General features: G+C 62.4%; 11 protein-coding genes. 7 read left to right on the forward strand and 4 right to left on the reverse strand.

All coding sequences use genetic code 11. From position 1 onward, the window contains the following. Positions 1 to 488 precede the first annotated feature (488 nt). A complete protein-coding gene (gene folD / locus ACOZK4_RS24600; protein ID WP_421594313.1) occupies positions 489 to 1379 on the forward strand; it encodes a bifunctional methylenetetrahydrofolate dehydrogenase/methenyltetrahydrofolate cyclohydrolase FolD in 891 nt (296 codons plus the stop codon). 38 nt (positions 1380 to 1417) lie between these two features. Here the strand turns inward: folD and ACOZK4_RS24605 are convergent, their stop codons facing one another. Continuing rightward, the gene (locus tag ACOZK4_RS24605) at positions 1418 to 2446 is read right to left on the reverse strand and encodes a LacI family DNA-binding transcriptional regulator (RefSeq protein ID WP_421594314.1); all 1029 of its coding nucleotides are present in this window, start codon (positions 2444 to 2446) and stop codon (positions 1418 to 1420) included. Positions 2447 to 2772: 326 nt separating this feature from the next. Between ACOZK4_RS24605 and ACOZK4_RS24610 the strand changes: the two genes are divergently transcribed. From ACOZK4_RS24610 to ACOZK4_RS24635, 6 genes are all read left to right on the forward strand, one after another. After that, positions 2773 to 4113, forward strand: coding sequence for an ABC transporter substrate-binding protein (locus ACOZK4_RS24610; protein ID WP_421594368.1), 1341 nt, complete (start codon positions 2773 to 2775; stop codon positions 4111 to 4113). 163 nt (positions 4114 to 4276) lie between these two features. Then, positions 4277 to 5284 (forward strand): sugar ABC transporter permease, encoded by a 1008-nt coding sequence (locus ACOZK4_RS24615; protein WP_313523634.1) that lies wholly within the window; start codon positions 4277 to 4279, stop codon positions 5282 to 5284. Between the two features lies 1 nt (position 5285). Next, the gene (locus ACOZK4_RS24620) at positions 5286 to 6431 is read left to right on the forward strand and encodes a carbohydrate ABC transporter permease (RefSeq protein WP_421594315.1); all 1146 of its coding nucleotides are present in this window, start codon (positions 5286 to 5288) and stop codon (positions 6429 to 6431) included. 79 nt (positions 6432 to 6510) lie between these two features. Further along, positions 6511 to 8166 (forward strand): alpha-glucosidase, encoded by a 1656-nt coding sequence (locus tag ACOZK4_RS24625; RefSeq protein ID WP_421594316.1) that lies wholly within the window; start codon positions 6511 to 6513, stop codon positions 8164 to 8166. 29 nt (positions 8167 to 8195) lie between these two features. Continuing rightward, on the forward strand, positions 8196 to 9287 hold the full coding sequence (locus ACOZK4_RS24630) for an ABC transporter ATP-binding protein (protein WP_421594317.1): 1092 nt from the start codon (positions 8196 to 8198) through the stop codon (positions 9285 to 9287). Positions 9288 to 9390: 103 nt separating this feature from the next. Then, a complete protein-coding gene (locus ACOZK4_RS24635; protein WP_313523641.1) occupies positions 9391 to 9801 on the forward strand; it encodes a hypothetical protein in 411 nt (136 codons plus the stop codon). A gap of 197 nt (positions 9802 to 9998) precedes the next feature. Here the strand turns inward: ACOZK4_RS24635 and edd are convergent, their stop codons facing one another. From edd to zwf, 3 genes are all read right to left on the reverse strand, one after another. After that, positions 9999 to 11819: a phosphogluconate dehydratase gene (gene edd / locus ACOZK4_RS24640; protein ID WP_421594318.1), complete on the reverse strand. Its 1821-nt coding sequence runs from the start codon at positions 11817 to 11819 to the stop codon at positions 9999 to 10001. A 120-nt stretch (positions 11820 to 11939) separates the two neighbouring features. After that, positions 11940 to 12638 carry a 6-phosphogluconolactonase gene (pgl, locus tag ACOZK4_RS24645; protein WP_421594319.1) on the reverse strand — a complete coding sequence of 233 codons (699 nt, stop codon included), beginning with the start codon at positions 12636 to 12638 and terminating at the stop codon, positions 11940 to 11942. A gap of 9 nt (positions 12639 to 12647) precedes the next feature. After that, the gene (gene zwf / locus ACOZK4_RS24650) at positions 12648 to 14120 is read right to left on the reverse strand and encodes a glucose-6-phosphate dehydrogenase (RefSeq protein WP_421594320.1); all 1473 of its coding nucleotides are present in this window, start codon (positions 14118 to 14120) and stop codon (positions 12648 to 12650) included. Positions 14121 to 14136 lie beyond the last annotated feature (16 nt).

The following is a 14136-nucleotide window of genomic DNA, read 5'->3' on the forward strand; positions in this document are numbered from 1 at the left end:
CCGGCCGTCATGGTCCGCCGGATAGCGCTGTCATCGGGGAATGTGGGAAAGGGCTTCATGCTGCTCCCGCAATACTTGTGCTGCTGGAAGCCGGTGTAACAAGCCCGCCTGAAAGGGCTTTTAAGGAATTCGTTAGAAGACGGCGGGGTACTTTTATCCTTTGCTAACCATGCGCGTTCCGCCTATGTTATCTCACTGAAAAATTTTGTTTTTCCTGCGTTGTCACCCTCGCTTTCGGGCCTTTTCAGGCAAAACTATTTGCAATGGTTGCTTCAAAAAAAGACTGATGCGGGCATTTGATTGGTTCTCTCATGCCGCCCAAAAACCCTTTCAGGAGTGAGAGGAAAACGGATGTTAACGAATTGGGCCGGTTGTTTGTAAAACGGGACGCTTGAATTTATGCGTTTTGGACAGCATAGGGCGTTAAGAGGCCATCCCGCCGTGCAGCCGCGCTCCTAAAGTGAGCGCAATTCGTCAGGGAGAGAAATGTGACCACCATTATCGATGGGAAGCAGGTTGCCGCTTCCGTGATTGACGCCGTGAAGGCCGCGACCGTGATCTTGGAGAACGAGGCCGGCGTCAAGCCCGGTCTCGCCGTCGTCATCGTCGGCGATGATCCGGCAAGCCACGCTTATGTCGGCGCCAAGAGCCGCATGTCGAAGGAATGCGGTTTCAACTCCATCCAGCATACGCTGCCGGAGCAGACGACGCAGGAAGAGCTTGCCGCGCTCGTCGAGACGCTGAATGCCGACGAGACCATCCACGGCATCCTCGTCCAGCTGCCGCTGCCCAAGCACCTGAATTCGGATCCGATCATCCAGTCGATCAAGCCGGAAAAGGATGTCGACGGCCTGCATGTCGTCAATGCGGGCAAGGTGGCTACGGGCGATCTCGACGGCGGCCTCGTCTCCTGCACGCCGGCCGGCGCCATGGTTTTCGTGCGCCGCACCCATGGCGAGGATCTTTCCGGTCTCAACGCGGTGGTGATCGGCCGCTCGAACCTGTTCGGTAAGCCGATGTCGGCTTTGTTGCTCGCCGCCAATGCGACGGTGACGACGGCCCATTCGCGGACAAAAGATCTTGCCGGCGTCTGCCGCAATGCCGATATCCTGGTGGCCGCCGTCGGCCGTCCGGAAATGGTGAAGGCCGACTGGGTGAAGCCGGGTGCCACCGTTATCGATGTCGGCATCAACCGGATCACGAAGGCGGAGGGGAAGACCCGCCTTGTCGGCGACGTCGCCTTCGAGGAAGCCGCCAAGGTTGCCGGTGTCATCACGCCGGTCCCGGGCGGGGTCGGCCCGATGACCATCGCCATGCTGATGGCGAACACCGTCATCGCCGCCTATCGCAAGGCAGGCAGGACGCCGCCGAAGTTTTAATCGCGCGAACATAAAAAGGCGCCCCGCGGGGCGCCTTTTCATTTGCCCATGGGGGCAGGGCCGGTCGAGGCACGCACGATCAGATCGGTCTTCCAGAGCTCCTGCTGCGGCAAGGTCTCCAATTGAAGAATATCGGCGATCAGCCTTCGCGCGATACGCTGGCCGGCGGCGCGCAGCGATGAGCGCGTCGTCGTCAGCGGGACCATGAAATTCTCCGGCTTCAGCATCGGCAGCACGTCGTCATGGGCGATCAGGGAGATGTCCGAGCCGAGCTTCAGCTCCGCCTGGTTGATCGCCCGCACCGCGCCGAGCGCCAGAACCGTACTGGAACACAGCACCGCCGTCGGCGGAGTATCGAGGTGCAGGAAGCGTTTCATCGCGCGAAACCCGTGCTCGTCGGTCATCTGCGAATTGGAATTGCATTCGTCGCGCAGCACGAGGCCGTGTTCGGCCAGCGCCCGCACCGTGCCCTTCGTCCGACGCTTGGAGAAGGTGAGATAGTCGGGGCCGTTGATGAGGGCGATGTGCCGGTGGCCGAGCTGCGCGAGAAGCCGCGCGGCATCGTAGAAAGCGCCCGTATTGTCGATATCGAGATAGGGGTAGTCCGTCGCGATACCCATCGAGCGGCCGTGCACGACGAAGGGCGTCTTCAGCGACTTCATCATGGCGATGCGCGGGTCCTTCTCGCGCATATAGGCAAGGAACAGCGCATCGACATTGCCGCTGGCCACCAGCCGCCGGCACGTCGCGACCTCGTCTTCCGGGTGGCTTGGATTGATGACGAAGTGGAAGTCGTGCTTGACCGCCTCGTCGCCGAGGCCGGCGAGGAACTCGCCGAAATGCACGTCGGACTCGATGCCGTCGGCGGTCGGCATGACGAGGCCGATCGAGCCGGCGCGGCCCGTTGCAAGCCGCTGCGCGGCCCGGTTGGGGCGGTAGCCTGTCTCCCGGACGGCATCGAGAACCCGCTGGCGCGTCTCGGCATTGACTTCCGGATAGCCGTTCAGCGCCCTGCTGACGGTTGTCTGCGACAGACCCAGCAATTGCGATAACTGCTTGAGATTCACATGCTTAGCTTTCTTGAAACATTAAAAGCGCTTTGGAGATTGTGCGTTGATATTCCCCATATTGTTCCCAAAGCGTTTTGACATCTAACATCAGCAATTCCTTCAGGAAAAGCGGATTTGGTCATTTTGCGGCGCAAAACTACGCTGCACTGCGTCAGACACGGCGTTTTTGTTTGAAATGATTTGGGGGTACTTGACGAGGGTGAGGGGGAAATGGGATGAAAGGAAATCCAAAGCGCTTTGAATTTTGGGGTATTTTAGAGAATGCCTGCCCCGGGAGGGCGGGTTTGCTATGGGAGGCAAATCACGTGAAAAAGACATTGCTGATGACGGCTGCGCTGGCACTTCTGATGGCGGGCGGCGCTGCTGCTGCCGATTTGAAGTTCAAGCCCGGCGAGGATTCGAAATTCAACTGGCAGAGCTTTGAAGATTTCAAGAAGGGCCATGACCTCAAGGGCCAGACGCTGACGATCTTCGGCCCCTGGCGCGGCGAGGACGAGGCGCTCTTCAAGAACGTCTATGCCTATTTCGTCGAAGCGACGGGCGTTGACCTGAAATACTCCTCCTCGGAAAACTACGAACAGCAGATCGTCATCGACACCCAGGCCGGCAGCCCGCCTGATGTCGCCATCCTCCCGCAGCCGGGCCTGATCGCCGACCTCGCGTCCAAGGGTTACCTGACGCCGCTCGGCGAGGAGACCCAGAAGTGGCTTCTCGACAATTACGCCGCCGGCCAGTCCTGGGTCGATCTCTCGACCTACAAGGGCAAGGACGGCACTGCCGCGCTCTATGCCTTCCCCTACAAGATCGACGTGAAGTCGCTCGTCTGGTACGTGCCGGAAAACTTCGAAGACGCCGGCTACGAAGTGCCGAAGACCATGGAAGACCTGAAGGCTCTGACGGAAAAAATCGTCGCCGACGGTGGCACGCCGTGGTGCATCGGTCTGGGTTCGGGCGGCGCCACCGGCTGGCCGGCAACCGACTGGGTCGAAGACCTGATGCTGCGCACGGCAACGCCGGAGACCTACGACAAGTGGGTGAAGAACGAGATCCCGTTCAACGATCCGGCTGTGATCAGCGCGCTAGATGAATTCGGCTGGTTCGCCAAGAACGACAAGTTCGTCGATGGCGGCGCGGCTGCCGTTGCCTCCACCGACTTCCGTGACAGCCCGAAGGGCCTCTTCGCCTCGCCGCCGAAGTGCTACCTGCACCACCAGGCCTCGTTCATCCCGTCCTTCTTCCCGGAAGGCACGGTCGTTGGCGAGGATGCGGACTTCTTCTACATGCCGCCCTATGCCAGCAAGCCGGAACTCGGCAACCCGGTTCTGGGTGCCGGCACGCTGGCCATGATCACCAAGGACACCCCGGCTTCGCGCGCCTTCATCGAATTCCTGAAGACGCCGATCGCGCATGAAGTCTGGATGGCGCAGACGAGCTTCCTGACGCCCTACAAGAGCGCCAACAAGGAAGCCTATGCCAACGGTCCGATGAAGAAGCAGGGTGAAATCCTGCTGAATTCCACGACCTTCCGTTTCGACGGTTCCGACCTGATGCCAGGCAAGATCGGTGCGGGCGCGTTCTGGACGGGCATGGTCGACTTCGTCGGCGGCAAGTCCGCGGCCGATGTCGCCGGCGGTGTCCAGAAGGCCTGGGACGCCATCAAGTAACATCCTGGCGAACCGGCGGGTTTTCGCCCGCCGGTTTTCCCAAGCATGCCCACATGCAGCCGGACCATGCGGTGCAAACCGCGTGAGCGCCCCTTGTGCCTCTCAAGGTCCGAATTGCGCGTGGAAAAGAGCGTCGGGGAAGCATTCCTGGGGAGGAACTGCCATGCAGCAATTGTTATTTGCCATTCTCACGATGGTGGGGGGCGTACTCGCCTGTGCCGCCTATTTCTTCGGAACGAACTGGCTGCTCGACAAGATTTTCCCCTCCAAGGGGCTGACGGGCGCGCAGGCATCGCAGAACCTGCGCATCACCAATGCCGTCAGGCCCTGGCTGTTCATGGCGCCGGCGCTGTTCGCACTCGCCATCTACCTCGTCTATCCGGTCTTCGAATCCGTCCGGCTCGCCTTCCATGACCGCTCCGGCCAGCAGTTTGTCGGCTTCAGCAATTTCGTCTGGATGTTCAACGACGGCGAATTCCGCCAGTCGATCTTCAACAATTTCCTCTGGCTCCTCGTGGTGCCCGCACTTTCCACTTTCTTCGGCCTCGTCATCGCCGCGCTGACCGACCGCATCTGGTGGGGCAATATCGCGAAGACGCTGATCTTCATGCCGATGGCGATCTCCTTCGTCGGCGCCGCCGTCATCTGGAAGTTCGTTTACGACTATCGCTCGGAAGGCTCCGAACAGATCGGCATCCTCAACGCCGTCGTGGTCGCCATGGGCGGCCAGCCCGAGGCGTGGATGACCATTCCCTTCTGGAACAATTTCTTCCTGATGGTCATCCTGATCTGGATCCAGACCGGTTTCGCCATGGTCATCCTCTCGGCGGCGCTGCGCGGCATTCCCGAGGAAACCATCGAGGCGGCCGTCATCGATGGCGCGAACGGAATGCAGATTTTCTTCAAGATCATGGTGCCGCAGATCTGGGGCACGATCGCCGTGGTCTGGACGACAATCACCATCCTCGTCCTCAAGGTCTTCGACATCGTGCTCGCCATGACGAACGGGCAATGGCAGACGCAGGTTCTGGCGAACCTGATGTTCGACTGGATGTTCCGCGGCGGTGGCGATTTCGGGCGCGGTGCGTCCATTGCCGTCGTCATCATGATCCTGGTCATTCCGATCATGATCTGGAACATCCGCAACGCCACCAAGGAAATGGAGCGCTGAGATGATTGCTTCCGCCCGTTCGCCGCTCATCATCGTCGTCCATATTTCCGTCCTGCTGCTCGTCGCGCTCTGGACGCTGCCGACCGCCGGCCTTCTGATCTCGTCGCTGCGCGATAAGGATCAACTCGCCGTCTCCGGCTGGTGGACGGCCCTTTCCACCTCCTCGCAGAACCTCACCGGCCGTGCCGCTTCGCCCGAAGCGCAAGTCGAGAAGGACGGCAAATTCGTCATTGAGGGCAAGCTCCTCGACGGCGACAACGCCAAGGTCTCGGCCTTCGGCGTGCGCCCCTTGCAGCCGTCCGCCTTCGAAGCCGGCAAGCCCGCCGATCTGGGTGACGGCCAGACGCTGACCGTCAATGAGGACGGCAGCTACCAGATCGTCTCGCCGACCAGGATGGAAGGCACGCGCGGCCAACGCATCTTCTATACGGCCTCCGTGCCGCCCCGCTTCACGCTCGACAACTATCGCGAAGTGCTGAACGCCGCTGGCATCGGCTCATCCTTCATCAACTCGCTGACGGTGGCGATCCCCTCGACGATCATCCCGATCCTCGTTGCCGCCTTCTGCGCCTATGCGCTCGCCTGGATGCCGTTCCCCGGCCGGGCGATCCTGATTGCCGTCATTGTCGGCCTGCTCGTCGTGCCGCTTCAGATGTCGCTGATCCCGCTCCTGAAGCTCTATAACGGCGTCGGCGCCTTCTTCGGGGTGCCCGCGAAAACCTATGTCGGCATATGGCTTGCCCATATGGGCTTCGGCCTGCCGCTCGCGGTTTATCTCTTGCGCAACTACATGGCCGGCCTGCCGCGCGAAATCCTGGAATCTGCCCGCGTCGACGGCGCGTCCGATTTCGATATCTTCGTGAAGATCATCCTGCCGCTGTCCTTCCCCGCACTCGCCTCGTTCTCCATCTTCCAGTTCCTGTGGACCTGGAACGACCTGCTCGTCGCCATGGTCTTCCTCGGCACGGGCAATGACGAACTGGTGCTGACCGGGCGTCTGGTGAACCTGCTCGGTTCGCGCGGCGGCAACTGGGAAATCCTCACGGCCTCCGCCTTCATCACCATCATCGTACCCCTCATTGTGTTCTTCAGCCTGCAACGCTATCTCGTGCGCGGCTTGCTGTCGGGTTCGGTCAAGGGCGGTTAATGAAAGCAATTCCAGCCAAAGTGTGAAGCGGTTTTGCGTCCGGAATTGCGTAAAACAAAGTAAAACAGGAAATACCAGAATGACGACGACGTCGGATTCCACCCTTCTCATCCCGGACAAGGACTGGTGGCGCGGCGCGGTGATCTACCAGATCTATCCGCGCTCGTTCCAGGATACCAATGGTGATGGCATCGGCGACCTCAAGGGGATCACCGAGCGGCTTGCCCATGTCGCTTCGCTGGGTGCGGATGCGATCTGGATTTCGCCGTTCTTCACCTCGCCGATGAAGGATTTCGGCTACGACGTCTCGGACTACCAGGATGTCGACCCGATCTTCGGCGAGCTTGCCGATTTCGACGCGCTGATCGCCGAGGCACACCGCCTCAACATTCGCGTGATGATCGATCTCGTCCTGTCGCACACCTCCGACAAGCATCCGTGGTTCGTCGAAAGCCGCTCGCGCCGCACCAATCCCAAGGCGGACTGGTATGTCTGGTCGGACTCGAAGCCCGACGGCACGCCGCCGAACAACTGGCTGTCGATCTTCGGCGGTTCCGCCTGGCAGTGGGATCCGACGCGCCTGCAATATTACATGCACAACTTTTTGACCTCGCAGCCGGACCTGAACCTGCACAATCCGGAAGTCCAGGACGCGCTGCTCTCGGTCGCGCGCTTCTGGCTGGAGCGCGGCGTCGACGGCTTCCGCCTCGACACGATCAATTTCTATTTCCACGACAAGGAACTGCGCGACAACCCGTCGCTCGCCCCCGAGCGGCGCAATGCGCAGACGGCGCCGGCCGTGAACCCCTATAACTATCAGGAACATCTCTATGACAAGAACCAGCCGGAGAATCTGGAATTCCTGAAGCGCTTCCGCGCCGTCATGGAAGAGTTCCCGGCGATTGCCGCCGTGGGCGAGGTAGGCGACAGCCAGCGCGGTCTGGAGATCGCCGGCGAATACACGTCCGGCGGCGACAAGATGCACATGTGCTATGCCTTCGAATTCCTGGCGCCCGATCCGCTGACGCCGGCCTTCGTGGCCGATACCCAGCGCGCGCTGGAAAAGGCGGCTCCCGAGGGCTGGGTCTGCTGGGCTTTCTCGAACCATGACGTGATGCGCCATGTCACCCGCTGGGGCAACGCCGTCACCGATCACGAGGCCCATGCCAAGCTGCTCGCCAGCCTCCTGATGTCGCTCCGCGGCTCCGTCTGCATCTATCAGGGCGAGGAACTGGCGCTGCCGGAGGCTGACCTTGCCTATGAGGACCTTCAGGACCCCTACGGCATACAGTTCTGGCCGGATTTCAAGGGCCGTGACGGTTGCCGCACGCCTATGGTCTGGGAGAGCGACAAACAATCCGGCGGCTTCAGCCTTGGTAAGCCGTGGCTTCCCGTTCCCGACGTCCATCTGGAGCGCGCCGTCAATGTGCAGGAGGGCGACGCGGCCTCGGTGCTCGCGCACTACCGCCGGTTCCTGGCCTTCCGCAAGGAGCATGTGGCGCTGGTCAAGGGCGAGATCGAATTCCAGTCGGCCGAAGGCGCCATCCTCTCCTTCGTGCGCACGCACGGTAACGAGAAGGTCTTCTGCGCCTTCAACATGAGCCCGGTCGCCCGCCTCGCCGATCTTCCGGCAGGCCAGCTGGAGGTGCTTGAAGGCCATGGCTTCGGCAGCATCATGCATGAGGAAACTATCGAACTTCCGGCCTGGAGCGGCTTCTTCGCCCGCTTTTCTTGATCGGTCAAAACTATTGGGGAGGTAAGAGCATGACAGGGCTGGTTCTCAAGGATATCCGCAAGTCCTACGGCGCGGTGGATGTGATCCACGGCATCGATCTCGATATCAAGCAGGGCGAGTTCATCGTCTTCGTCGGCCCGTCCGGCTGCGGGAAATCGACGCTGCTGCGCATGATCGCAGGTCTCGAGGAGATCACCGGCGGCGACATGACGATCGACGGCGAACGCGTCAACGACGTGCCGCCCTCCAAGCGCGGCATCGCCATGGTGTTCCAGTCCTACGCGCTCTACCCGCACATGACGGTTTACGACAACATGGCCTTCGGCATGCGGATCGCCGGCGAAAGCAAGGAGGAGATCGACCGCCGCGTGCGCTCGGCGGGCGAAATCCTCCAGCTCACCAAATATCTCGACCGCCTGCCCAAGGCGCTCTCGGGCGGCCAGCGCCAGCGCGTCGCCATCGGCCGCGCCATCTGCCGCAACCCGAAGGTCTTCCTGTTCGACGAGCCCTTGTCGAACCTCGATGCGGCGTTGCGTGTGGCGACCCGCATCGAGATCGCCAAGCTCAACGAGCAGATGGCCGACACGACGATGATCTACGTGACGCATGACCAGGTCGAGGCGATGACGCTCGCCGACCGTATCGTGGTGCTCTCGGCCGGCCATATCGAGCAGGTCGGCCCGCCGCTGGAGCTTTACGAGCGTCCGGCCAATCTCTTCGTTGCTCGCTTCATCGGCTCGCCGGCCATGAACATCATTCCGGCGAAGATCACCGCGGCCGGTGCCGCGACCTCGGTCGAACTGACGGGCGGCCGCGTCTCCAGCGTCGATATCCCGACGGCGGCCTCGGAAGTCGGCAAGACCGCGAGCTTCGGCGTGCGGCCGGAGGATCTGCAGATATCGACGGGGGACGACTTCCTCTTCGAGGGCACGGTGTCGATCGTCGAGGCGCTGGGCGAGGTGACGCTGCTCTATATCGACGGCCTCGTGCAGAACGAGCCGATCATCGCCAAGATCCCCGGCATCCTCGACGTCAAGCGTGGCGAGAAGGTCCGCTTCACGGCTGACAGGGCCAAGCTGCACCTGTTCAATGCGGCCGGGCAGAGCTACCGCGCCGTTTGATTTCGCACCCGGGCGGCAGGATTTTAGGCCTGCCGCTCAACCCGATGTTAAGTCTTGCTCCTTACCCTTTTTCCGAAATTTGAGAGTGCCGGGGGCAGGCAAAATGGGCATGGGTCAAGTACCGCGTAACAACTATCTGAATAAGGAAGAGTCCTTCATGTACGATCGGGAAAAGAGTTTCCCCATGGAGGACACTTGTAACGAGGCGCGCATCGAGTTCACCGAGAACGGTGGCCTGATGAATCTCGTGTCCCGCCGGGGCCTGATCGTCAAGCTGTCGCGCAGCGGCGCCGTCATCACGATGACGACGAAGTTCCAGCTGCCGCGCAACTTCTATCTCGACATCGTGAGCGCCCGCCTGCCGATGATCGGCTGCCTGACCCAGCGCGTCTATCCCAACGACGTGGTCGAGGCCCGCTTCCTGCGTCTGCTCTCCGACAAGGACCTGCAGCGAATCTTCGTCTATTCGACGCACCGCAACCATCAGGGCCGGACGCTGGATATCTACAGCTGATACAAAAAGAGGGGCGAAACGCCCCTCTTCTTATGTCTGCCGGTTGCCGAACTTGGCGCGACCTCTCCTCCGTCATGCTCGGGCTTGACCCGAGCATCCATCCAAGCGCACGCCACCACCTGTGGCTGTGGATCCTCGGCTCAAGGCCGAGGATGACGTTGAGTTTGTGGTTCAGGCCTGCCCGAAGGAGACGCTGCTCAAGCGAAAAGCACGCTCGCGCCGTGATCCGCCGGTCCGGCAATGGCGCGGAAGGCGGCGAAGAGTTCGCGGCCCATGCCGAATTCGTTGCCGGAGAGATCGGCGGTCGCCTGCGGGCGAGCGGCAAATTCGGCGGCATCCACCAGAACTTCGATCGTGCCATGGGCGGCGTCCAGCCGGATCATGTCGCCGTTCCTGATGCGGCCGATCGGGCCGTTGTCCACTGCTTCGGGCGTGACATGGATGGCAGCCGGCACCTTGCCGGAGGCGCCGGACATCCGCCCGTCCGTGAGCAGCGCCACGCGCTGGCCGCGATCCTGCAAAATGCCGAGCACGGTGGTGAGCTTGTGCAACTCCGGCATGCCGTTCGATTTCGGGCCCTGGAAGCGCACGACGGCGACGAAATCGCCGGTCAGTTCGCCGGCCTTGAAGGCGGTGTTGAGCTCGAGCTGGTCGTGAAAGACCTTTGCCGGCGCTTCGATGACATGGCGCTCCGGCTTGACGGCGGAGATCTTGATGACCGCCTTGCCGATATTGCCTGTCAGCATCTTGAGGCCGCCGGTCGGCTGGAAGGGCGTCTCGATACTGGCGAGCACCTTCGGATCGTGGCTGACCTTCGGCGATTGTTCGCGCACGACCGCGCCGTTCTCGCCGAGCCTGGCATCGACCGTATAGGCCTTGAGGCCCTGACCGTAGACCGTGCGCACGTCGTCATGCAGCATGCCGGTCTTCAGGAGTTCCTGGATGAGGAAGCCCATGCCGCCGGCGGCGTGGAAATGGTTCACGTCGGCAAGACCGTTCGGATAGACGCGGGCGAGCAGCGGCACGACATCGGACAGTTCGGAAATATCCTGCCAGGTCAGCATGATGCCGGCGGCGCGCGCCATGGCGATGAGATGCAGCGTGTGATTGGTCGAACCGCCCGTGGCATGCAGGCCGACGACGCCGTTGACGACCGAACGCTCGTCGATCATCTCGCCGGCCGGCGTGAATTCGTTGCCCTGCGCGGTAATGGCGAGCGCCCGCTTGGCGGCTTCCTTGGTCAGCGCATCACGCAGCGGCGTGCCGGGATTGATGAAGGAGGCGCCGGGCATGTGGAAACCCATGATCTCCATCAGCATCTGGTTGGAGTTCGCGGTTCCGTAGAAGGTGCAGGTGCCGGGGCCGTGATAGGATTTCGACTCGGCTTCCAGCAGTTCGGCCCGCCCGACCTTGCCTTCGGCGAAAAGCTGGCGCACGCGCGCCTTCTCGTCGTTCGGCAGGCCCGATGTCATCGGGCCGGCGGGAATGAACACGGCGGGCAGGTGGCCGAAGGTCAGGGCCGCAATCGTAAGCCCGGGCACGATCTTGTCGCAGACGCCGAGATAGACGACCGAATCGAACATGTTGTGCGACAGGCCTACACCGGCCGCCATGGCGATGAGATCGCGTGAAAACAGCGAAAGTTCCATGCCCGGCTGGCCCTGGGTGACGCCGTCGCACATGGCCGGCACGCCGCCCGCCACCTGCGCCACGCCGCCGGCTTCCCGCGCGGCATCGCGGATCAGCGCCGGGTAGGTCTCGAAGGGCTGATGGGCCGAGAGCATGTCGTTGTAGGAGGTGATGATGCCGAGGTTCGGGACGCGGTCGCCGGCGAGCGCGTCCTTCTCGGCGGGGGAACAGACCGCAAAGCCGTGCGCGAGGTTGCCGCAGGAGAGGATCGAGCGGTGCACACCCTTGGAGATGGCGGCGCGGACGCGGCCGAGATAGGGCTCGCGATGCGGCTTGGAGCGTTCGACGATACGGGCGGTGATGGCTTCGATGCGTTTGTCGGCGGACATGGGAGCTATCCTGACTTCCTCGATTGCATTTTTGCACGGCAAGGCGGGCGGGAGTGCTGCGCCATCCGCGGTTGAACGGCGCCACGCGCCGGCATGTTCGGCTTCAGCCGGCTGGGCGTGTTAGGGCGCCCAGTAGATATCGACCGGCGTTGCCGCACGCCTGAGAATGGCGCGGATCGGCATGTCGGTTTCGGGGCCGTCGCTTTCCGCGGCGGCCAGAACGTCCTTCTTGCCCTGGCCTTCGATATGCAGCACCAGAAGGCGGGCATCCTGAAGGCTGGCGAAGGTGAAGGTGAGGCGGGTTTCACCCGCGCCCTCGGCTTCCATGGTGATCACGCCGCGCGGCGTCTCGGCCGAGATCGCTTCCGCGAGATTGTTGCCGCCCGGGAAGAACGAGGCCGTGTGCCCGTCCGTTCCCATGCCGAGGATCGCGACGTCGAAGGGTGCGCCGAGGTTCGCGGCATCTGCCGAGACGATCTTTGCCGCCTCTTCCGCGCTGTCGGCGTGCCGGTAGAGGGGCAGGAAGCCTGCGGCCTTCGCCTTGTTCTGAAGCAGGTTTCCGGCAACCAGCAGATGGTTGGAGCGCGGATTGTCGGCCGGCACGAAGCGCTCGTCGACCAGCGTGACCGTCACCTTCGCCCAGTCGATGTCGCGGCTGGACAGCGCCTTGAAGAAGGCCTTCGGGGTCGAGCCGCCGGAGACCGCGATGGTTGCCTTGCCGCGGGCCGCGATGGCCTCGGCAAGCGCGGCGGACACCGTGTCCGCCAGGCCTTCGGCCAGATCGGCGCCGTCCTTGAATTCATGCAGTCTCGCGCTCATCGCAATTCCCTACGCTTCATGCCAGGTACGGCCGTCGCGCTCGATCAGCGCGATCGACTGGCTCGGACCCCAGGTGCCGGCGGTGTAGCCCTGCGCCTGCTGGCCGGTCGCTTCCCAGGCTTTCAGGATCGGATCGACCCAACGCCAAGCGGCTTCCACTTCGTCGCGGCGCATGAAGAGCGTCTGGTTGTTCCTGACGACGTCGAGCAGCAGGCGCTCATAGGCGTCCGCGTTGCGGGCGTCGAACGCTTCCGCGAAGCTCATGTCGAGCGAGACGTTGCGCAGGCGCATGCCGCCCGGACCGGGGTCCTTGATCATCAGCGACTGCTTGACGCCTTCGTCCGGCTGGAGGCGGATGATCAGCTGGTTGGCCTCGATGCGGCCCGCGGTGGGATCGAAGATCGAATGCGGGATCGGCTTGAAGGTGATGACGATCTCCGACATGCGCGCAGCAAGCCGCTTGCCCGTGCGGATATAGAAGGGCACGCCCGCCCAGCGCCAGTTGCCGATCTCGGCCTTGATGCCGACGAAGGTTTCCGTGTTGGAGACGCCGCCCTCCAGCTCTTCGAGGTAGCCCTTGACGGGGCCGCCAGCCGAAGCACCGGCACGATACTGGCCGCGCACCGTCAGGCGCTCCACATTATACTGGTCGATCGGCTTCAGCGCGCGCAGCACCTTCAGCTTTTCGTCGCGCACGGCTTCGGCGTCCATGGAGGAGGGCACTTCCATCGCGACAAGGCAGAGCAGCTGGAGAATGTGGTTCTGCACCATGTCGCGCAGCGCCCCGGCCTTGTCGTAATAGCCGGCGCGGCTTTCGAGACCGACGGCCTCGGCGACCGTGATCTGCACGTGGTCGATATGGGCGGAGTTCCACAGCGGCTCGTAGAGCGCATTGGCAAAGCGCAGCGCCATCAGGTTCTGCACCGTCTCCTTGCCGAGATAGTGGTCGATGCGGAAGATCTGCTCTTCGCGGAAAACCTTGCCGATCGTGTTGTTCAGCGCGTCGGCGGAGGCGAGGTCGCGGCCGATCGGCTTCTCGACGACGATGCGGGTCTGCTTGGTGATGAGCTTGTGGTCGCGGATCTTTTCCGAGATGTCGCCGAAGATCGCCGGTGCGACGGCAAGATAGAAGGCGCGCACGCGCTCCTTGCCCTCGTCGAGCAGCTCTTTCAGCTTGTCCCAGCCGGCGTCGGATTTGGCATCGACGGCGACATAGAACAGCCGGTCGCAGAAGGTCTTGACCTGTTCGTCCTCGAATTCGCCGGGCTTCAGGTGCTCCTTCAGCGCGTCGACGGCGAACTTGCGGTATTCCGCATCCGTGAAGGCCGTACGCGACGCGCCGATGATGCGCGTCGGGTCGGAGAGCTGGCCGTCGAGCTGGCGGTGGTAGAGGGCCGGAAGAAGCTTGCGTTCCGCAAGATCGCCGGTTCCGCCGAAGACGACATAGTCGAAGGGTTCAACAGGAATGATCTGGCTGCTCATCGGATATCTCGATCTC

The sequence above is a fragment of the Shinella sp. M27 genome (assembly GCF_049199905.1).
GTDB lineage: Bacteria > Pseudomonadota > Alphaproteobacteria > Rhizobiales > Rhizobiaceae > Shinella.

Bases quoted from the DNA above. Each gene is read 5' to 3' on its own strand.
- ACOZK4_RS24635 (WP_313523641.1), top strand. From the start codon at position 9,391: ATGGGCATGGGTCAAGTACCGCGTAACAACTATCTGAATAAGGAAGAG.
- zwf (WP_421594320.1), bottom strand. From the start codon at position 14,120: ATGAGCAGCCAGATCATTCCTGTTGAACCCTTCGACTATGTCGTCTTC.
- pgl (WP_421594319.1), bottom strand. From the start codon at position 12,638: ATGAGCGCGAGACTGCATGAATTCAAGGACGGCGCCGATCTGGCCGAA.
- ACOZK4_RS24620 (WP_421594315.1), top strand. From the start codon at position 5,286: ATGATTGCTTCCGCCCGTTCGCCGCTCATCATCGTCGTCCATATTTCC.
- edd (WP_421594318.1), bottom strand. From the start codon at position 11,819: ATGTCCGCCGACAAACGCATCGAAGCCATCACCGCCCGTATCGTCGAA.
- ACOZK4_RS24610 (WP_421594368.1), top strand. From the start codon at position 2,773: ATGACGGCTGCGCTGGCACTTCTGATGGCGGGCGGCGCTGCTGCTGCC.
- ACOZK4_RS24615 (WP_313523634.1), top strand. From the start codon at position 4,277: ATGCAGCAATTGTTATTTGCCATTCTCACGATGGTGGGGGGCGTACTC.
- ACOZK4_RS24630 (WP_421594317.1), top strand. From the start codon at position 8,196: ATGACAGGGCTGGTTCTCAAGGATATCCGCAAGTCCTACGGCGCGGTG.
- ACOZK4_RS24625 (WP_421594316.1), top strand. From the start codon at position 6,511: ATGACGACGACGTCGGATTCCACCCTTCTCATCCCGGACAAGGACTGG.